Origin of the sequence: Metasolibacillus sp. FSL K6-0083, assembly GCF_038630865.1 — a bacterium.
In the GTDB taxonomy this organism is placed as follows: domain Bacteria; phylum Bacillota; class Bacilli; order Bacillales_A; family Planococcaceae; genus Metasolibacillus; species Metasolibacillus fluoroglycofenilyticus.
In genome coordinates, this window is sequence record NZ_CP152046.1 from 2,647,519 (window position 1) to 2,667,949 (window position 20,431).

21 protein-coding genes are annotated in these 20,431 nt (G+C 40.4%); 17 read left to right on the plus strand and 4 right to left on the minus strand.

Going from position 1 to position 20,431, the window contains the following annotated elements:
* The first annotated feature begins 3 nt into the window (after positions 1 to 3).
* The 4 genes from MHB51_RS12355 (at position 4) to MHB51_RS12370 (ending at position 3,011) form a co-directional block, all read left to right on the plus strand.
* A complete protein-coding gene (locus tag MHB51_RS12355) occupies positions 4 to 942 on the plus strand; it encodes a branched-chain amino acid ABC transporter permease (RefSeq protein WP_066168711.1) in 939 nt (312 codons plus the stop codon).
* Positions 939 to 1,727 (plus strand): ABC transporter ATP-binding protein, encoded by a 789-nt coding sequence (locus MHB51_RS12360; protein ID WP_066168714.1) that lies wholly within the window; start codon positions 939 to 941, stop codon positions 1,725 to 1,727. Before MHB51_RS12355 ends, MHB51_RS12360 begins: the two co-directional genes overlap by 4 nt.
* The gene (locus MHB51_RS12365) at positions 1,711 to 2,418 is read left to right on the plus strand and encodes an ABC transporter ATP-binding protein (RefSeq protein ID WP_107943507.1); all 708 of its coding nucleotides are present in this window, start codon (positions 1,711 to 1,713) and stop codon (positions 2,416 to 2,418) included. The genes MHB51_RS12360 and MHB51_RS12365 overlap by 17 nt, the downstream gene beginning before the upstream one ends.
* A 77-nt stretch (positions 2,419 to 2,495) precedes the next feature.
* Positions 2,496 to 3,011 (plus strand): cupin domain-containing protein, encoded by a 516-nt coding sequence (locus MHB51_RS12370; RefSeq protein ID WP_066168720.1) that lies wholly within the window; start codon positions 2,496 to 2,498, stop codon positions 3,009 to 3,011.
* 165 nt (positions 3,012 to 3,176) lie between these two features.
* Here MHB51_RS12370 and MHB51_RS12375 read toward each other — a convergent pair whose 3' ends face one another.
* From MHB51_RS12375 to rluF, 3 genes are all read right to left on the minus strand, one after another.
* On the minus strand, positions 3,177 to 3,347 hold the full coding sequence (locus MHB51_RS12375) for a hypothetical protein (protein ID WP_342558278.1): 171 nt from the start codon (positions 3,345 to 3,347) through the stop codon (positions 3,177 to 3,179).
* Positions 3,348 to 4,049: 702 nt separating this feature from the next.
* Entirely contained in the window at positions 4,050 to 4,772 is a 723-nt protein-coding gene (locus MHB51_RS12380; RefSeq protein WP_235616082.1) for a hypothetical protein, read from the minus strand.
* Positions 4,773 to 4,790: 18 nt separating this feature from the next.
* Positions 4,791 to 5,492 carry a 23S rRNA pseudouridine(2604) synthase RluF gene (gene rluF, locus MHB51_RS12385; RefSeq protein ID WP_342558279.1) on the minus strand — a complete coding sequence of 234 codons (702 nt, stop codon included), beginning with the start codon at positions 5,490 to 5,492 and terminating at the stop codon, positions 4,791 to 4,793.
* A gap of 480 nt (positions 5,493 to 5,972) precedes the next feature.
* Here rluF and adh point away from each other — a divergent pair, with 480 nt between their 5' ends.
* The 3 genes from adh (at position 5,973) to MHB51_RS12400 (ending at position 8,466) form a co-directional block, all read left to right on the plus strand.
* Positions 5,973 to 7,493, plus strand: a complete 1,521-nt coding sequence (gene adh, locus MHB51_RS12390) for an aldehyde dehydrogenase (protein ID WP_066168732.1) — start codon at positions 5,973 to 5,975, stop codon at positions 7,491 to 7,493.
* Between the two features lie 20 nt (positions 7,494 to 7,513).
* Complete coding sequence (locus MHB51_RS12395; RefSeq protein WP_066168736.1) at positions 7,514 to 7,876, plus strand: DUF779 domain-containing protein; 363 nt, start codon at positions 7,514 to 7,516, stop codon at positions 7,874 to 7,876.
* Positions 7,877 to 7,989: 113 nt separating this feature from the next.
* Complete coding sequence (locus MHB51_RS12400; RefSeq protein WP_066168739.1) at positions 7,990 to 8,466, plus strand: acyl-CoA thioesterase; 477 nt, start codon at positions 7,990 to 7,992, stop codon at positions 8,464 to 8,466.
* A 184-nt stretch (positions 8,467 to 8,650) separates the two neighbouring features.
* Here MHB51_RS12400 and MHB51_RS12405 read toward each other — a convergent pair whose 3' ends face one another.
* Positions 8,651 to 9,970 (minus strand): globin-coupled sensor protein, encoded by a 1,320-nt coding sequence (locus tag MHB51_RS12405; RefSeq protein ID WP_342558280.1) that lies wholly within the window; start codon positions 9,968 to 9,970, stop codon positions 8,651 to 8,653.
* Between the two features lie 188 nt (positions 9,971 to 10,158).
* On the opposite strand from MHB51_RS12405, the gene MHB51_RS12410 reads away from it, so the two are divergent.
* From MHB51_RS12410 to ispD, 10 genes are all read left to right on the plus strand, one after another.
* Positions 10,159 to 10,371, plus strand: a complete 213-nt coding sequence (locus MHB51_RS12410) for an acyltransferase (RefSeq protein ID WP_066168745.1) — start codon at positions 10,159 to 10,161, stop codon at positions 10,369 to 10,371.
* Positions 10,372 to 10,455: 84 nt separating this feature from the next.
* Positions 10,456 to 10,761 carry a DUF4870 domain-containing protein gene (locus MHB51_RS12415; protein WP_066168748.1) on the plus strand — a complete coding sequence of 102 codons (306 nt, stop codon included), beginning with the start codon at positions 10,456 to 10,458 and terminating at the stop codon, positions 10,759 to 10,761.
* A 185-nt stretch (positions 10,762 to 10,946) separates the two neighbouring features.
* On the plus strand, positions 10,947 to 11,414 hold the full coding sequence (locus MHB51_RS12420) for a CtsR family transcriptional regulator (RefSeq protein ID WP_066168750.1): 468 nt from the start codon (positions 10,947 to 10,949) through the stop codon (positions 11,412 to 11,414).
* Between the two features lie 13 nt (positions 11,415 to 11,427).
* A complete protein-coding gene (locus MHB51_RS12425; protein WP_066168752.1) occupies positions 11,428 to 11,958 on the plus strand; it encodes a UvrB/UvrC motif-containing protein in 531 nt (176 codons plus the stop codon).
* On the plus strand, positions 11,955 to 13,049 hold the full coding sequence (locus tag MHB51_RS12430; protein WP_342558281.1) for a protein arginine kinase: 1,095 nt from the start codon (positions 11,955 to 11,957) through the stop codon (positions 13,047 to 13,049). The genes MHB51_RS12425 and MHB51_RS12430 overlap by 4 nt, the downstream gene beginning before the upstream one ends.
* Positions 13,039 to 15,483, plus strand: a complete 2,445-nt coding sequence (locus tag MHB51_RS12435; protein ID WP_066168757.1) for an ATP-dependent Clp protease ATP-binding subunit — start codon at positions 13,039 to 13,041, stop codon at positions 15,481 to 15,483. Before MHB51_RS12430 ends, MHB51_RS12435 begins: the two co-directional genes overlap by 11 nt.
* A 421-nt stretch (positions 15,484 to 15,904) precedes the next feature.
* The gene (locus MHB51_RS12440; protein ID WP_342558282.1) at positions 15,905 to 16,729 is read left to right on the plus strand and encodes a methyl-accepting chemotaxis protein; all 825 of its coding nucleotides are present in this window, start codon (positions 15,905 to 15,907) and stop codon (positions 16,727 to 16,729) included.
* A 240-nt stretch (positions 16,730 to 16,969) separates the two neighbouring features.
* Positions 16,970 to 18,346 carry a DNA repair protein RadA gene (radA, locus tag MHB51_RS12445; RefSeq protein WP_107943502.1) on the plus strand — a complete coding sequence of 459 codons (1,377 nt, stop codon included), beginning with the start codon at positions 16,970 to 16,972 and terminating at the stop codon, positions 18,344 to 18,346.
* 289 nt (positions 18,347 to 18,635) lie between these two features.
* Positions 18,636 to 19,706, plus strand: a complete 1,071-nt coding sequence (locus MHB51_RS12450; protein WP_342558283.1) for a PIN/TRAM domain-containing protein — start codon at positions 18,636 to 18,638, stop codon at positions 19,704 to 19,706.
* Positions 19,707 to 19,717: 11 nt separating this feature from the next.
* A complete protein-coding gene (ispD, locus tag MHB51_RS12455) occupies positions 19,718 to 20,407 on the plus strand; it encodes a 2-C-methyl-D-erythritol 4-phosphate cytidylyltransferase (protein WP_066168770.1) in 690 nt (229 codons plus the stop codon).
* Positions 20,408 to 20,431 lie beyond the last annotated feature (24 nt).

Here is a 20,431-nt window from a genome sequence, read left to right on the forward strand (position 1 = left end):
GGGATGAAAACGTCTAAAGTTTTTTGGGGCTATGCAGTAGGGGCAATTGCGCTTTATGCAATTGTACAAACTCTTATTTCTTTCGGTATGGTCAATATGCATTATCAAAATATGCTTATTACAATGTGTATTAACATAATGTTAGCAGTTAGCTTACATCTTGTTATTGGTGTAACAGGGCAGTTTTCGATTGGACACGCAGGATTTTTAGCAGTAGGTGCTTACATATCAGCAATCTTTACGATGAAGCTTGGCATGCCATTTGTAGTTGCCATTCTAGCTGGTGCAGTTGTTGCAATGTTAGCAGGTCTATTAGTAGGTATTCCAACTTTACGTTTAAGAGGGGACTATTTAGCCATTGCTACACTCGGCTTTGCAGAGATTATTCGTATTGTCTTTTTAAATATTGATTATGTTGGTGGGGCAGCAGGGATGCAAGTAACACATCAATCAAACTGGACTTATGCCTTTATCGGTGTAGTTGTTACGATTTTAATTATTTCTAACTTTACAAATTCACGTCACGGTCGAGCATGTATTTCAATCCGCGAAGATGAGATAGCGGCGGATGCGATGGGGATTAACACGACTTATTATAAGGTAGCAGCATTTGCACTCGGCTCGTTTTTCGCTGGGGTAGCAGGCGCCATTTATGCGCATAATTTCTACATTATTCAGCCAACTGCTTTTGGCTTCTTAAAATCCTTTGATATTTTAATTTTAGTTGTACTTGGAGGATTAGGTAGTTTATCTGGTTCAGTTCTTGCGGCAATTTTCTTAACATTCGTTTCGACATATTTACAAGGATTCCCTGAGACACGTATGATTATTTATTCACTTGTATTAATTTTAGTGATGCTATACCGTCCGAAAGGCTTAATGGGGACAAAGGAAATTACAGATATATTTAAGTTCGGTAAAAAGGGAGGTACGAAAATATGAGTACACTTCTTAAAGTCGATGGCTTAGGTATTCAATTTGGCGGTTTAAAGGCTGTACAAAATGTGAATATGTATATGAATAAAGGAGAGCTTATTGGATTAATTGGACCAAATGGTGCTGGTAAAACAACGACATTTAATATGTTGACAGGTGTGTATGCACCAACGGAAGGAACAATCAATTTTGATGGTAAGCAAATTCAAGGATTAGACCCATATAAAGTAACACGTGGGGGCATTAGCCGTACGTTCCAAAATATTCGTTTATTTAAAGAGCTGTCTGTGCTAGATAATGTAAAGGTAGCAAATCACTCTTTGGCGAATCATAATATTTTGACTTCTATTTTCCGACTGCCAAAGCATTTTTCTGGTGAGGAAAAAATGGAGGAGGAATCTCTCGCATTTTTAAAGATTTTTGGCTTAGATGTGTATCGAGACGAGTTATCGAAAAATTTACCATACGGGATGCAACGCCGCTTAGAAATTGCACGTGCACTTGCGGCAGGACCACAACTTTTGTTATTAGATGAGCCAGCAGCGGGGATGAATCCGCAGGAAACGAAAGAATTAATGGATCTTATTGCATTTATTCGAAAAGAATTTAATTTAACTATTTTATTGATTGAGCATGATATGAGTTTAGTTATGGGGATTTGTGAGCGGATTTATGTGCTCGACCATGGTCAGCTAATTGCCGAAGGGTCGCCAGCAGAAATTCGTTCAAATCCAAAAGTGATTGAGGCGTATTTAGGAGAGGAGGTAACAGAAGATGCTGAAAGTGAATGATATCAGTGTGTATTATGGTAATATCCAAGCATTAAAAGGTATCTCCTTGGAAGTAAATGAAGGTGAGATTGTTACGTTAATTGGTGCGAATGGCGCTGGGAAAAGCACGCTCCTTCAGACGTTATCTGGCTTGCTTAAGCCAAAAAAGGGCTCTATTGAATATTTAGGCTCAGCTATTGATGGTAAGGCAGCACAATCCATCGTAAAGGCAGGAATTTCCCATGTACCGGAGGGGCGTCGCGTTTTTGCTAATATGACGGTAGAGGAAAATTTGGAGCTAGGTGCCTATTTGCGTAAAGATAGAGAAGGCATAAAAAAAGATATGGACCATGTTTATGAGCTGTTTCCACGTCTTTTAGAGCGTAATAAACAGCTAGCAGGAACACTATCGGGTGGCGAGCAGCAAATGCTTGCAATGGGACGTGCTCTAATGGCTAAGCCAAAGCTAATTTTAATGGATGAGCCATCAATGGGTCTTGCACCTTTAATGGTAAAAAATATTTTTAACATTATTGAAATGGTCAATAAAGAAGGTGTGACGGTGCTATTAGTTGAACAAAATGCGAATATGGCACTATCTGTTGCACACCGAGCTTATGTTTTAGAAACAGGTAAAATAGTTTTATCGGGTTCAGCAAAAGAGCTACAGGAGAGCGATGAGGTAAAAGCGGCTTATCTTGGTGGGCTGTAATAGGGGGGAGTTGTCTTGCACAATTTGCAAGGCAGCTCTTTTTTCGTTAATGTGATAAATGAAAGGGGAGATAATAAATGACACAGTCAGCACAGTTTTACATTGAGCAGTTGCAGCTTGAAGCACATCCAGAGGGCGGCTATTATAAGTCCAGCTTCCGTGCTAATGAGGAAATAGCAACGCGCGATGTTTTGCGCCCAATTTATACGAGCATATATTTTCTATTGCGTTCACAGGATATTTCTCATCTACATCGTTTACAGTCGGATGAATTATGGTATTACCATGCGGGAAGCCCATTAACGGTACATATGATTTATCCAGATGGGACGTATGAGGCAAAGAAGCTTGGTTTAAATATTGCTGAAGGAGAAACACCGCAAATTTTAGTGCCGAAGCATACGATTTTTGGCTCGTCCGTTGATGAGGCAGCTACATTCAGCTTAGTCGGTTGCATGGTTGCACCCGGTTTTGATTTTGCTGATTTTGAGCTGTTCACACAGGATGAGCTATTAGCCAACTATCCACAGCATGAGGCGGTTATTCGCAAGATGGCGTATGTGAGCAAAGGCAATACCAACTCTTCAATATGATTTTGAAAAGTCATGTTATTTTAAACCCTATCTCTTTTGTCGAATGAACATTATTTTTGTCTGAAAAAAGCATTGTCATCATTCCTTATGATAACCTTGTTCGTGGAAAGAGGTATTATGAAAGCTACATCATTTTTAAAAAGTCGTATTAACATTAATTTTTGTTTACCATTTAGTATGATGGGAATCGACACTACAAATGCGCAAATAAAAAAAACGAGAAGTAGAAGAAAGGGGCTGTCCAAAAAGCCGTGCATAGCCGACATTTTGGACAGTAGCGATGATGTTTCGCATCATATAAGCAGAGAACGCCTCTTTTAAAAATGGGGTGAACATTGGCTTTAGCAGCGTTATCCTTCAGTAAAAGGGAAGCGATGAAAACATTTATTTCAATTAGGTGTCAAAACAAAATGGACTTTTCGGACAACTCCTAAGTTAGAACAAGACAATAAGATACTTCATTTACTCATCTCATCTATCTTTCTTTTCAGAAAAGGATATAAACAAAATAACAGAAAAAATCCTATGCTAAGCATCAACGACATACCTATATCTCTACCAATGACATAATAAATAATAAAAAATATAATAATAGATAACACTGCTAAAAACAAAATATCTTTGATAAAATAACCTCCTTATCTCAATATTACCAGTAAAAACCTTTTGAGTCACTCTGTATTGTAAGATTCTTCAATTTTCAATGCTCGTTTGTTATACTTCTCAAATAATTTAGATGTCATTTCTTTCAACCTACTTGCATATTTCTGTTTATTCCAAAGCGAACATAGCAAGTGGGTATAAATTGCTATGTTCGTTTCTTTAAGAAGTTTTAAATATATTTCAACTTAAAATCAACACCATTCTGTACCAAACTAATGTACAAGAACGTTCAGATTTATAACAAGAAATTCATCTAACAGTTATTTAGACTATCCAAACAAAAGAATTTTAAAAAGCTCCTCCTTTTATGATTCTGAAATTCTTTAGTATCAAAACCAGAAAACCTTTATATCATTGAGTCTTCACCTTCTATTACTACCAATCAATAAAATCAGGATATTTCAAAGAGATTTGTAGTTCATGCAATGTATGCTTTGTTTCTTTTGCAGCCTGCATAAGTTGGTCTAATAATAACTGGTAATCCTCGCCCTCTACAACTAAACGAATGGCAAATGCCGAAAGATGTGCTGCCCGCTCTTCCTGTGACAAAGCAAGGTACTCGATATTAAGCACATCGACATATTGCGTTGCATAGCGGAAATAGGCAGGTGTTTTTTCATTTAGTACATGTAGGAAAACGGCATAATGCTCCTCGTCAATCAATTCTAGTAAACTGTCTGCAACGAGCGCTTGGAAGTTACGTACGGTTGCGATATGCTGATTCCAAGGAGAATCATCGATTAGCTCTTGATGTAAACGGATAAAATCGTTACATGCAATGGCTGTAAATAATAACTCTGGCCATAAAATATTAGCTGCAAAGTAAATGTTTTTTTCGGGCATCATCATTTTTTGCTTTATTTGCATACCACGATTAACACCGTTTGCTACATATTCGATTTGTTCTTCGCCCTTTGTCGCTTGCCGAAGCTTATAGCACATATTCAAAATGCGGTTGCGTGCTCCTTGGTAATCATAGTAGCGCTTGGCATCACCTGCAATATAGTAAATCGCATTAACTAGCTGGTCGATATCCCAATAATCGCCGCTAATGCGCGCCCCTGTTAATAGTGGTGTTGGTTGAATTGTAAGCATCATCTTTCCCCCAGACTTGTGCTACGATTGTTTATAGTTTAGTTGCTTGAATAATACTTTTCGCTCTTGCTCTGTTAAGTCTCGCCATTGCCCGACTTTTAAGTTGCCTAAATGAATGTTCATAATGCGAATGCGCTGTAGTCTTTTAACTGAGTAGCCAAGCGCCGTGCACATGCGGCGAATTTGGCGATTTAAGCCTTGCTCTAAAATAATTTTGAAAACATTGTTCGATATTTTTTCGACGCGACAAGGTAATGTTGTCGTATCTAAAATATCGACACCAGATGCCATTTTTTGTAGAAAGTTCTCCGTAATTGGCTTATCCACTTGGACGATATATTCCTTTTCATGATGGTGCTCAGCACGTAAAATTTCATTGACGATATCTCCATCATTCGTTAATAATAGTAGTCCTTCTGAATCCTTATCTAAACGTCCAATATGAAAAATACGCAGTGGGTGATTAATGAAGTCCACTACATTACCCTTAATATGTTTTTCGGTTGTGCTCGTAATGCCAACGGGCTTATTTAGTGCAATGTAAACGAGCTGTTCTTCTCTTGTAACGGGCTGACCATCTACACAGACAATATCCCCCACCTGCACCTTACTACCAATTGTAGCGAGCTCTCCGTTAATCGTAATTCGTCCTTCTTCAATCCATTTATCTGCACCACGTCGTGATACCGCACCTGTTTCAGCTAAAAATTTGTTAATACGCATCGATTCTCAATCCTTTAATTTAGATAATGTAGGGGTGTCTGAAAAGCGGTGTTGCAACACTGCTTTTCGGACGTTCCGATAGTAACGCTTTTCTTTGAAAATGGGATAAACACTATATCCTCCGTGCTTAAAATGAAAAGCAGATTTTCATTTTATTTGAAGGTAGAGGTAATCTATCATTACTATGTCGAAAAGTAGATAACTTGCTTTGGTAGCTTGCAAGTAGAAAGGTTAACGTTCCTTTGCCTAACTAATAGGTCACCTTTATTAAAAGTATAGCAAAAAATATTAGGAGAGACTGTATTTCTTGCTTTTAATGTAATGGACCGAAAATGAAAGATGAAAAGTGAGAGTAATAAAATTTGAAATATTCCACTTTTTCTGACAATATAATATATAAGACTACCTTTCTACTAGCACAAGTTACAGCATAGCATATAGGGTATGATCTAATATTCATAACGAAGGGGAGAGAATTGAATGGTATATGCATTTCCAAACACTGAAGGGGCATTGATTCATTTTAAGGAACGTTATGACAATTATATTGGAGGGAAATGGACGCCACCTACGAAAGGGCAATATTTTGATAATCCTACACCTGTGACAGGGAAAGTGTTCACACAAGTGGCGCGCTCTACAGAGGAGGATATTGAGCTTGCACTCGATGCAGCACATGATGCCAAAGATGCGTGGGGCAGTACTTCACCAACAGAACGTAGCAATATTTTATTGAAAATTGCGGACCGTATGGAAGCCAATCTTGAAATGCTGGCTGTAACTGAAACTTGGGAGAATGGGAAGGCAGTACGGGAAACTTTAAATGCGGATATTCCGTTGGCAATTGACCATTTCCGTTATTTTGCTGGTGTCCTCCGTTCACAAGAAGGCTCACTCAGCCAAATTGATGATAATACGGTAGCTTATCATTTCCACGAGCCGATTGGGGTAGTAGGACAAATTATTCCATGGAACTTCCCGATTTTAATGGCGACATGGAAGCTTGCACCTGCGTTAGCGGCAGGAAACTGCGTTGTGCTAAAACCAGCAGAGCAAACACCTGTCTCGATTTTAGTGCTAATGGAGCTAATCGCAGATTTATTACCACCAGGTGTTGTTAATATTGTAAATGGTTTCGGCTTAGAAGCTGGTAAACCACTAGCATCGAGCCCGCGCATAGGGAAAATCGCCTTTACAGGTGAAACGACAACAGGACGCTTAATTATGCAGTATGCATCACAAAATATTATTCCTGTAACGCTTGAGCTAGGTGGTAAATCACCGAATATTTTCTTTGAGGATGTTATGGCGCATGATGATGAGTTTTTAGATAAAGCGGTAGAAGGCTTTGTAATGTTTGCCTTAAATCAGGGGGAAGTATGTACATGTCCTTCGCGCGCACTTATTCAAGAATCAATTTATGACCAGTTTATGGAGCGGGTGCTGAAGAGAGTAGAGGCGATTAAAACTGGTAATCCGCTTGATCCAAATACGATGATGGGAGCACAAGCTTCTACAGAGCAAATGGAAAAAATCCTTTCTTACTTAGATATCGGTAAGCAGGAGGGTGCAGAGTGTCTAATTGGTGGTGAACGTAACCAATTGGATGCTGATTTTGCAGATGGATACTATATTAAGCCGACTGTTTTCAAAGGCGATAATAAAATGCGCATTTTCCAAGAAGAGATTTTTGGACCTGTTGTCGCCGTAACGACATTCAAAACAAAAGAAGAAGCGCTTGAAATTGCGAATGATACATTATATGGTTTAGGCTCAGGTATTTGGACGCGTGATATGAATACAGCTTATCGCTTCGGACGTGGTATACAGGCTGGTCGTGTTTGGACAAACTGCTACCACCAATACCCTGCACATGCGGCATTCGGTGGTTATAAGATGTCTGGTATCGGACGAGAAACACATAAAATGATGTTGAGTCACTATCAGCAAACGAAAAATTTATTAGTAAGCTATGATCCAAATCGTGCAGGTTTCTTCTAATTTAGGGGAGGTGCTAAAAAATGGTTGAGCGTGTAATCGCGACAGATGCAGCACTCGATTTAATCAATTTATTAGTCGACCGCCATGGACCTGTCATGTTCCACCAATCTGGAGGCTGCTGTGATGGCTCTTCCCCGATGTGCTATCCGCAAGGGGATTTGTTACTGGGGGACCAAGATATATTACTTGGCGAGATTGGTAGCGCGCCGTTTTATATTCATAAAAATCAATATGATTATTGGAAGCATACACAGCTCATTATCGATGTAGTCGATGGGAGGGGCGGCATGTTTTCATTGGAAGGTGTGGAAGGTAAGCGCTTCCTGACAAGGTCGCGTATTTTTACACAGGATGAGCAGCAACAATTGAATATAGGGCATTAATATAAAGACCGATTCGAGTTTTCGAATCGGTCTTTATTATCGCAAAACATTTGAATTTCCACGTGTTGGGATGTAACATAAAAAGAAGATTGCTCTTGAAGGAGAGGTTGTACATGGGAAATGCAGTACCAATGAGCTATTCGCGTACAATTCAAGCACGTCTTGTGCTTCCACCAGATACGAACCATCATGGCTCAATTTTTGGGGGACGTGTATTGGCTTATATTGATGAAATTGCTGCAATTGCAGCGATGACACATGCTAAGGGGGAAGTTGTCACAGCCTCTATCGATTCGGTTGATTTTGTTTCGCCTGCCTATGTAGGGGATGTATTAGAGTTAGAAGGTTTGGTGACATCGACAGGACGTACATCGATGGAAATTTATGTGCGCGTTGTAACTCGTAATTTAAAAACACGTGAGGAGCGTTTAACGACGGAATCCTTCGTAACAATGGTAGCCATTGATGCTGAAGGGAAACCGAGGGAGGTGCCTGCCGTTTATCCGGAGACAGAAACGGAAAAACGCTTGTTTGAAACTGCACCGAAACGTAGGGAATACCGCAAAGCAAAACGTGCACTGCAATATTAAAGCAAGCTGTTGGAAAAGGAAATTTCCATTTTTTCTTCTCGTTTAGAGGAAGTACCGCTAAACTTAGTGTTTTTTTATTTCCAAAGAAAGCTCTCTCTCTATATTGATGAACAAATGTTTTGCTAAAACAACAACGAAAGCGTCCAAAACGCCGGCAACCGCACGGATTTTTGGACGCTCCCAATCAATCTTCTAACTTATTAATTTGCGTCACGATTTGCAATAATTCATCGGAGGATGTAGCAACGATTGTAGACGCTTGTGTTAACTCTGCAATTAAGTTTGAAATTGTGCGAATATCATCTGTAGTATTCATATACTGCTGTTTAATACCAGATACGGCCTCAGTAATTGAAGTAAATGATGCGGCAAGGTTTTGCTGTGTTTCGACAGTTTGCTGCACTTGTGAGTCTACATCTTGTACAGAATTAGCCATGCTTAAAATGTTGTTTTCTGTTTCTTTAATTAAGTGTGCTACATTTTGGACAGCTGTTTTTGTTTCTTCCGCCAGCTTTCTGACCTCGTCTGCCACAACCGCAAAGCCTTTCCCGTGTTCACCTGCACGTGCAGCCTCAATGGAAGCGTTTAATGCCAGCAGGTTTGTTTGGTCTGCTATACCTGTCACAAGACCGACAATTTCTGAAATCTTTTGTGAAGATGTACGTAGGGCAGCCATGGAGGCTTCTAAAGTTTCTACCCCTGTTAAAATAGTATCCATTAAACGTGTTTGCGTTTCTAGGTGACTTCTTCCTAAATTTGATTTCTCTTCTGTTTCTGCAACAAAAGCTAGGCCTTGCTCAGTAGCAGAGCTAATGCCACCTGCTTGATGAGAAATTGTTTGGAGTGACGCAGATGTTTCCTCACTCGTATAACTTAGTTCACGCGAAGTGTCTTGCAGTGTATTAATCAATGCGTGCTTAGATGCCTCGAGCTCTAGACGGATGCGCTCCTCTTCGTTTTCATAAGCTTCAATAACAAGCTGCTGCTCAAAGTTAATTACTTTAGAGAAGGCATTAATAGCTCTAATACACTCCCTTTTTGATAAGCCTAAATCATTAATAAATTCGATAAATGTTGACATTAATGATTGGAAGGATGCTATATACCATTTCGATTTCAAGCCAATTCGCACATGTACATGTGCAATAACTTTGCGCTCTTCTATATAGGCTGTGTTAATTTTACTATCGAAAATATCGTTTAAATGCTTAGTTAATGTGCCTTTTAGGCGGTCGATATGCGAATTTTCTTGAATGATTGCTACTAAATTGGATTGTAAGCTAATTGCTCCATAAAATTGCTCGACCATTATAGGGACTAAATCTTTGGCAAATGGTTGAAGCTGCTTCAAAATAGCTAAGTCCTCTGTTGTCAATTTAAGCAATTGTAGTTGTTTCGCTAAATCAGGGTAATTATTAACATCTAGTTGAACTTGTTGTATATACTTTGCTGTTTCGAAAAAAGTTGATTGTTCCGTAGTCTTTTTTGTAAACCAATTCGCCATTATTTTCTCCATCCCATAATTTATGTAGTTCCTCTATCTTAAAAAATAAAAAACATAACGTTCCTATTGTACTATTTTAAATACGAGTTTTGCAATCTCTTATCGGAAGTATATACGTGATTCGATTTGTTTTTTTAGAAGCTACAAGGTAAAATTAAATGTATCAACTAATGAAGGAGTAACGAACAATGAAATTTCATAAGGGACGTTTAAAGTATGTCGTTCCACTTACAGCTGTTGTCGGAGTTTCATCCACAATGATGCTATTTAATAGATTTGAAGATGTGCCTTCATTGCACAAATTTTTGATTATTGTAGGAGCTGTCTTTTTCGCGGCTGTTATTTCCTATTTCCTTTTCCCGCAGGCTGGAGATAATCCAGATGATACAGGACCTTATTAATTAGGAACTTAAAAAAATGAAACTTTCAATGATGTTCTACCGTATATAAAGTACAAACTTTTTAAAATGAGAGGTTGATACATTATGGAAGACAAATGGTCAAAAGTAATTATTCATGCAAGTGCATTTTTTGCACCTGTGTTAGTACCTATTTTATTTTTCTTAATTAGTACAGATAGTGAAGTGAAGCGTTTATCGATACAGGCATTATTATTCCAAGGTGTGATGTGGGTGCTTATTACAATTTCTGCATTTTTATCTTGGATATTAATTGGTATTCCATTCTTAATTATCTTCTCTATAATGCTATTTGTGGTGCCGATTATCGGTATTATCAAAGCGGTCAACGAAACAACATGGGAGTATCCAATTGTCGGACGCTGGGTATAAGTTTTAAAAGTATAAAAAATGGCAAAACTTCGAATGTAGAGGTTTTGCTTTTTTTGTGCTAATTTTGTCCTTCTTAATTGAATTTTTACATTGTAAGGTCTTTTAATTGCATTTCGATTTCGCTGTTTTTATAATTAAGTCAAAGATAGTCAAAGTCAGTTATGGAATTGAGGTGAGAGACAATCGTGCGGAATATATCTGATATTATTGAAGGTTATTTAAAACAAGTTCTCGAATTAAGTGGGCAAGAGCATATTGAAATAAAACGCAGTGAGCTTGCAGATAAATTTCAATGCGTTCCGTCTCAAATCAATTACGTTATTAATACAAGGTTTACAGCGGAACGAGGTTATTTAGTAGAAAGTAAGCGTGGCGGCGGGGGCTATATTCGTATTTTACGTGTTGAGATTCACTCTAAAGCAGCACTTATTGACAATATGATGGAGCAGGCTGGAGAAGCGGTAACGCAACAGGCAGTTGAGCATATGGTATATCGTTTAATAGACGAAGAAATTATTACGAAACGAGAAGCCAAGTTGATATTAGCAGCAGTCGACCGTTCCACATTAGCATTGCCGTTACCACTACGTGACCAAGTTCGTGCATATATAGTAAAGGCGATGCTTATTACGTTGAAATACGATAATAAATAGGTAGGTGATTAGCATGATTTGTGAACATTGTAAACAGAGACACGCAACTGTCACGGTGACAAAAGTACAAAATGGGCAAGCGGTCGCAAAGCATTATTGCGAGCATTGTGCATCCAAATTCCATCCGTTCCAGACAGATATACAGGAGGAACCTGTCAGTCTGCATCAGCTTATTTCAAATTGGTTTGGTGTACCGATGTGGAAAAGCACGCAAGCAGAGGAAAAAAAGACCACACCAAGCACATGTCCGTCATGCGGCTTCACATATCGCCAATTTTTAAAGCAAGGGAAGTTTGGCTGCGCTGAGTGCTATGACACATTCCGGGAGCAATTGCCCCCCGTGCTTAGCCGTTTACAGGCAGGTACATCACATACAGGGAAATCAGTAGTCATTAGTATGGAGCAGCTCAAGCAAAAAGTAGAGGGCATCCGTCAGCAAATGCAGCGAGCAATTGAGGAAGAGCGCTTTGAGGACGCTGCTAAAATGCGTGACGAAATAAAATTAATTCAGCAAAAGCTTGATGCTGGAGGTGTAGACGTATGAATATCGAGCATTTTTTAAAACATGCGCCTAAGTGCATCGCCGAATATGGTGAGCATTCAGATATTGTCATGACGACTCGTATTCGACTTGCTAGAAATATCGCCAATACACGCTTTCCGCTTAGCTTTTCACAGCAAGAGGCAAATGACGTACAGGAAAAGCTTATGAAGGCATTGCTCACACCACAAGAGCAATTAAATTTTTCTTATTTTCGAATGGCAGACTTATCACAATTAGAGCGTCAATTGTTAGTAGAAAAGCATTTAATTAGCCCTTATTTAGCAAAGCATAAAGAATCAGGGGCGGTCCTTTTATCATTAGATGAATCGACAAGTGTAATGGTTAACGAGGAGGACCACTTACGCATTCAAGTTTTGAGCCCGGGCTTGCAGTTGATGGAGACGTATGAACAGGCGAGTAAGCTAGATAATCGCTTAGGTAAGCAAGTGAGCTATGCATATGATGAGCAGTTTGGTTATTTAACGAGTTGTCCAACAAATGTAGGTACAGGTTTACGGGCATCCATTATGATGCATTTACCAGCATTAACAATGTCTAAGCAAATGAATGTCCTCATCCAAATGATGACACGTATAGGGATGGTTGTGCGTGGTATATATGGAGAGGGCAGCGAAAATTTGGGTAATATTTATCAAATATCTAACCAAGTAACGCTTGGTAAGTCAGAGCGTGAAATTTTAGAGGAGCTGCAAAAGGTTGTTGAACAAATTATCGGGAAAGAGCGCGCTGCTCGTCAAAAATTACTTGAGCGAGCGCGAGTGACATTGGATGACCGCGTTAATCGTGCATTAGGAACGCTACGCTATGCTCGTGTATTAACGAGTGAAGAGGCGGCATCCTGCCTATCAAGTGTGCGATTAGGTGTTGACTTGAAGTTAATTGAAGGAATCTCACCAAACAGCTTAAATGAATGTGTGATGCTAATTCAACCAGGCTTTGTTCAACAATATGCAGGTACAATGCTCGATGCGGTAGACCGTGATATATATCGAGCGCAATATATTCAGAGGAAATTGGGTAAAGATAGTTTAACTACAGGAGAAAAAGGAGAGGAAACATATGATGTTTAATCGATTTACGCAACGTGCACAAAAGGTTTTACAACTAGCACAGGAAGAAGCTATTCGTTTAAATCATGATGCGATTGGCACAGAGCATATTTTACTTGGTCTCGTACGTGAAGGCGGTGGCATCGCAGCAAAAGCGCTAGAAGCAATTGGTGTTAGCCCTCAAACGATTGAAGCAGGTATTGAAGAGCTAGTAGGGAAGGGAACTGAAAAAGTAGGCTTAACAGTGAGCTATACGCCACGAGCTAAAAAGGTAATTGAATTATCTGTTGATGAATCACGTAAATTAGGTCATTCCTATATTGGCACAGAGCATATTTTATTAGCGTTGATTCGAGAAGGGGAAGGAGTAGCCGCACGCGTCTTAGCTAATGCGGATGTGAGCTTAAATAAAGCGCGTCAACAAGTGCTACTATTACTGGGCAATAACGATGCAAATCAGGCTGGAGGCGGTGCGGCAAGCCCGACTGCGAGCACACCAACTTTAGACGGCTTAGCACGCGATTTAACTGCCATTGCACGTGAAGGCTCATTAGACCCAGTTATCGGTCGTTCGAAAGAAATTACACGTGTCGTTGAAGTATTATCACGACGTACAAAAAATAACCCAGTGCTAATCGGTGAACCAGGTGTAGGTAAGACGGCGATTGCAGAAGGTTTAGCACAGCAAATCGTTAACAACGAAGTACCGGAAACTTTACGCGATAAACGCGTTATGACACTTGATATGGGAACTGTCGTGGCAGGCACAAAATACCGTGGTGAATTTGAGGATCGCTTGAAAAAAGTAATGGATGAAATTCGCCAAGCAGGCAATATTATTTTATTCATTGATGAATTGCATACATTAATTGGTGCAGGTGGAGCAGAAGGTGCAATCGATGCTTCGAATATTTTAAAACCATCTTTAGCGCGCGGCGAATTACAATGTATTGGTGCGACAACATTAGATGAGTATCGTAAATACATTGAAAAAGATGCTGCTTTAGAGCGACGCTTCCAGCCGATTCAAGTTGATGAACCGTCTGTTGATGAAACGATTCAAATTATTTACGGCTTACGTGACCGTTATGAGGCGCATCACCGAGTGAAAATTACAGATGAGGCAGTGGATGCGGCAGCGAAATTATCGGACCGCTATATTTCAGACCGCTTCCTACCTGATAAAGCAATTGACTTAATCGACGAGGCAGGCTCAAAGGTGCGTTTACGCTCATTTATCGTACCGCCAAACTTAAAGGAGTTAGAGGAACGTTTAGAAAGCGTACGCTCTGAGAAAAATGCTGCTGTATCAAGCCAAGAGTTTGAAAAGGCTGCTGCTTTACGCGACTCTGAGCAAAAGTTAAAAGAGGAATTAGAGCAAACAACGAAGGAATGGAAGGAATCTCAAGGTAAGGCGGAATCTCAAGTAACGGTGGAAGATATAGCTGAAGTTGTGTCAATGTGGACAGGAATTCCTGTAAATAAAATTGCGCAGGAGGAGTCTGCAAAGCTGTTAAATTTAGAGGAAGAGCTGCATAAGCGAGTGGTTGGTCAAGGAGAAGCAGTTGAAGCTATTTCACGTGCCATTCGTCGCGCACGTGCAGGCTTAAAAGATCCGAAGCGTCCAATCGGCTCATTTATTTTCCTCGGCCCTACAGGGGTAGGTAAAACAGAGCTTGCCCGCGCATTAGCAGAAGTAATGTTTGGAGATGAGGATGCGATGATTCGCATTGATATGTCTGAGTATATGGAGAAACATGCGACATCTCGTTTAGTTGGTGCACCTCCAGGCTATGTAGGCTTCGATGAAGGCGGTCAGCTTACGGAGAAAGTGCGTCGTAAACCATATTCTGTCGTGCTACTTGATGAAATTGAGAAGGCACATCCAGATGTATTCAATATTTTATTACAAGTGTTGGAAGATGGTCGTTTAACGGATTCGAAAGGACGTCTCGTTGACTTCCGCAACACAGTTGTCATTATGACATCAAACGTAGGTGCGGATGCGTTGAAATTCCAAAAAAATCTAGGCTTCAGTGTTGGCAACTCAGCGTCTAGACATAAAGATATGAAGGGCACAATGCTGGATGAGCTGAAAAAAGCATTCCGTCCAGAGTTCTTAAATCGTATTGACGAAATGATTGTATTCCATTCATTAGAAAAAGAACACTTAACAGAAATCATTTCATTAATGGCAGCATCTTTAACGAAGCGTCTACAAGAGCAAAACATCGAACTAGAGCTGACAGACGCTGCGCTTGCAAAAATCGCAGAGGAAGGCTACGACCCACAATATGGTGCCCGACCATTACGTCGCGCACTGCAAAAACATGTGGAAGATCGCCTATCCGAAGAGCTATTAAAAGGCACAGTATTGACAGGCGGCAAAATTGTTTTCGATTATGTCAATGATGAGTTCGTTGTACGTGCCAAGGAAAATGCTGTGGAGGCTTAATTTAACGTCTTTCAGCGGAAATCTCCCACCACTGTAATTGGTGAGATGAATGCAAGCATTAGACTGATTTTAGCTAGTGCGCAAACACTCGCTGAATCATAGGGACTCAGTCTAAGAACATTGCATCCTAAGATAACGACTGAGTGACCAACATCGTGTTGGGCTAAAGCCTCTGGCGGATGTCACAGGACGTGAAGGTTTTAGGTTAACTTCCGTTAAATAGCATAAAAAATCTGGACACAATTGCGCTGAGGCGTAATTGATAGAAGCACGAGAAATCACCTTGATTTCTCGTGCTTTTTCGCAATGCTAAGTTTTTTGCGTTCGCATTTCCAATGATTGTGTGCGAATTGTGACTTTAGACCTGTTCGGAAAGTGTAGTCGATGACAAAATGGTTTATTAAACTTTAGAAAAAAGGAAATGATTTCGACAATTGAACAACATGATAAAGTAAACAATCAGCATGTTGTACTAGGTGAAATGGTTGGAGAAATATTAGATGAGTTTAATAAAGTTGAAAATAGTACAATCAAATCAAACCATATTGCAGAAAATGCATTGAGTAAAGGGAATATTTTAATTTCCGCCTCTGACCAAATGGCGACATTGTCAGTTGAGAGTAAGCAGGCAGTACATGAAGTGGAGCAGCTAATTGATTTATTAGGTGAGCAATCGCAAAAAACCTCTTCAAGCATGAGCGATTTAAGTGAGCGTTCTAAGCAAATTGCGGAAATTGTTAATGTGATTGGAGAGATTTCAAATCAGACGAACCTGCTCGCTCTAAATGCTTCAATTGAGGCTGCGAGAGCCGGGGAACATGGAAAAGGCTTTTCTGTCGTTGCCGAGGAAGTAAGGAAATTAGCAGAAAACACGAAAACAAGCACCGAAGACATCGCAAACTTAACAAAGAAAATCGAAGAGCAAATTGCCCAAGCCTATGAAGACAATAAAAATAATATGCAGCTAGTGACGAATGGCATCGAAAAGAGTGCAGCAACATCTGCGCAAATTGAAAGTTTACTGCATATGATTACGAATGTCCAAACAGGCATTGATGAACTATTAGGCTATATGAAAGAGCAAAAAACCTCAAATGAAGATGTAATGGATAAATTCAAAATGACAACATCTCTATTTGATGACACGAATCGTGTATTAACAAACCATATTGACGAATCTGAAATCGTCACACGTAAATTATTAGAGGCAGTGGAGCAAGTAAAACATTTTCATATTAGAAAATAACGAAATTGGACGGTAGCTTGCGATAAAGCTGCTGTCTTTTTAACTTCTATTAGGTGACTGGACACAAGCTGATAAAAAGGAACTTGGTCTAAGGCTATCGCATCTTACTGGCACGACTAAGTGACCAACATCGTGTTGACCAGACTTGCGGCGGGTGTCACAGACTTTGGAGGGAGGCTTGCGTGAATAGGCAGTATTTTATTACTTTGCTATAATAAAGCTAAAAACATCGGAGGTATCATGGCAAAAAAGAAGACAAAATTTATATGTAATGCATGTGGCTACGAATCGGCGAAGTGGATGGGGCGCTGTCCGGGCTGTGGGCAGTGGAACACAATGGTGGAGGAAGTGGAGGTTATTGTCAAGGGACCTCGCGGAGCCTTCCAGCATTCTAGTGCAACAACGCAAAAGGCTGTGCCGATAATGACTGTGGAAACGGTGGAGGAAGCACGCATTGTTACCGAGATGACGGAATTGAACCGTGTGCTGGGGGGCGGTATTGTTGCTGGCTCGCTTGTGTTAATTGGGGGAGACCCAGGCATTGGAAAGTCGACTTTATTGCTTCAGGTGTCCGCGCTACTTTCCAATCGTGGGCAGCGGGTGCTTTATATTTCTGGGGAGGAATCGATTCGCCAGACAAAGCTGCGCGCAGAGCGTTTAGGGGTAAAGTCACAGGAGCTATATATATATTCTGAAACGAATTTAGAGTTTTTGCATCAAACAATCGAAGAGGTGCAACCGAAGTTTGTCATTGTCGATTCGATTCAAACAGTGCACCATCCAGAGGTGACGAGTGCGCCGGGAAGTGTTTCGCAAGTGCGTGAGTGTACAGCGGAGCTAATGCGCATTGCGAAAACGAAAAATATTGCGATTTTTCTTGTGGGGCATGTGACGAAGGAGGGGCAAATTGCTGGTCCCCGCCTTTTAGAGCATATGGTGGATACGGTGCTTTATTTTGAAGGAGAGCGCCATCATAATCACCGTATTTTGCGTAGCCAAAAAAACCGCTTTGGCTCGACCAATGAGATTGCTATTTTTGAAATGTTGCACGGTGGTCTAAAGGAAGTATTAAATCCATCTGAATTATTTTTACAGGAGCGTTCACAGGGTGTAGCGGGCTCGACTATCGTTGCATCGATGGAAGGGACGCGCCCTATTTTAGTGGAAATTCAATCACTTGTCACACCTACAAGCTTTAATTACCCAAAACGAATGGCAACGGGCGTAGATCAAAACCGTGTGCAGCTATTAATGGCAGTACTAGAAAAACGCATGGGTATGATGTTGCAGGCACAAGATGCTTATATTAAGGTAGCGGGCGGTGTGAAGCTTGATGAGCCAGCGATTGATTTAGCTGTTTTGACATCGATTGTTTCGAGCTTTAAAGATGAGGCTGTTCGCGCTACAGATTGCTTTATCGGAGAGGTTGGTTTGACGGGGGAGGTACGTCGAGTTTCACGTATCGAGCAGCGTGTGCAGGAGGCAGCAAAGCTAGGCTTTCAACGAGCTTTTATTCCAGCATCGAATATAGGTGGCTGGGACTTCCCACCCGGTATTCAAGTCGTTGGTGTCGAAACGATAGGTGATAGCTTGCGGTTGTGCTTTAATAATTTGTAATGACTGTAAAGGCTGTTAGGAAAGTCTGATTTCCTGACAGCTTTTTTTACTTCTTTTATTTTAAAATGTAAAGAAAGCTGCGAGGTCTAGTGTTCATCATCTTTTTAAATGGGATACTTGCTTTTAAACACGGAGTTTTATTTTAACCAAACAAGAATGAAACGTCCCAAAAGCAGGTGAAGTGCAGTTTTTGGGACGTCCTATCAAATTTCTTGCAAATTAGTGGGCTGTTCATCGCAATAATAAGAGGAACAATGTATAATTATGCTCAAAGAGAGGATGTGATGTGATGTTAAAGAGAGTTATTCAAATTGCCTTTTTATTAATCGGGGGAGCGTTAGGCTTTATTTTTTTACCGCCATTATACGAGTTTATGCATTTATCTTCTAATCCGTGGCTTGACAATCCTATTGTTTCGATTATTTTAGGTGCTAGTTTACTATTTGTTTTATCATTTTTATTATCTGATTATTGCGTCCGTTTAATTGTTTGGATGGAGGAAGTGCTTTTCAAATTGCCGATAGGTGATTTGCTATTTGGAACATTCGGCTTAATTGTTGGGCTAATTGTGGCGTATTTTATCGGCTTTGCGATTGAGCGTATCCCACTACCAGTTGTGCCAGAAGTGTTACCGATTCTTTTCTCAATTATACTCGGCTATTTAGGGTTCCGCATTGGCTTTAAGCAGAGGGAGGAGCTATTGCAGCTATTTGCCCCTAAAAGTAATATACAGAAGAAAAAAACTACGGTACAGGATGATATGGCCATGTCGAAGTTATTAGATACGAGCGTTATTATCGATGGGCGTATTGCAGATATTTCTGCCACAGGCTTTGTGGAGGGAGCGTTAGTTGTGCCGCAATTTGTGTTAACTGAATTGCAGCATATTGCTGACTCTTCAGATACATTAAAACGCACGCGAGGTCGCAGAGGTCTAGATATTTTAAAGCGACTACAGGATGAGCGAGCATCACAAGTGCTAATTGTAGATGATGATTTTGAGGAGGTTCAAGAAGTCGACTTGAAGCTAGTGCGCTTAGCGAAGCAGCGCAGCGCACAAATATTAACGAATGATTTCAACTTAAATAAAGTATGTGAGTTACACAACGTGCAAGTATTAAATATTAATGATTTAGCGAATGCAGTGAAGCCTGTTGTTATTCCAGGGGAGGATATGCAAGTCGTTGTTATTAAAGATGGCAAGGAGCATAATCAGGGGGTTGCTTATTTAGATGACGGTACGATGATTGTTGTAGAAGGTGGTCGCAGCTATATCGGGCAGGCAATTACAGTGACCGTTACAAGCGTGTTACAAACATCGGCAGGGCGCATGATATTTGCTAAGCCAAAAGAAAGTTAGGAAGTGAGCAAATGCGATATGAAGTAGTATTGCCTGCTGCGGGCAGTGGAAAGCGAATGGGCGCAGGGCAAAACAAATTGTTTTTGCCGCTTTTAGAAAAGCCCATTTTAATGCACACATTAGAAATATTTGAGCAGGATTGTAATTGTACGGGCATTTGGCTGGCAGTAAAGCCAGAGGAACGAGGATTTATTGAAGGCTTGCTTGCACGCTATAGCATTACGAAAGTAAAAGGTTTACCTGCTGGCGGTGAGGAGCGACAGCACTCTGTGCACTCATGCTTGAAGGCAATGGAGCAAGTAGAGATTGTCCTTGTGCATGATGCTGCACGCCCATTTATTACCCAAGAAATTATTGCGCAATTGGCAAAGGTGGCGTATGAGAAAGGGGCAGCCATTGCGGGTGTGCGAGCGAAGGATACGATGAAGAAGGTGCGTGGCACAGTGATTGCTGAGACGGTTGAGCGTGATAGTCTATGGATGATTCAGACGCCGCAGGCATTTCGCTTCGATTTGCTAGCGGAGGCTGAGGATGTAGCAGAAAAAATTGGCTTTTTAGGTACGGATGAAGCGATGCTAGTAGAACGACTTGGACATGAAGTGCATATTGTCGAAAGTAGTTATGAAAATCTGAAAATGACAACACAGGAAGACTTGCTATTTGGTGAGGCAATTTTGCGTAAACGAGCTTTGCAAAAATAATTAAAATGGCTAAGGACTGTTTTC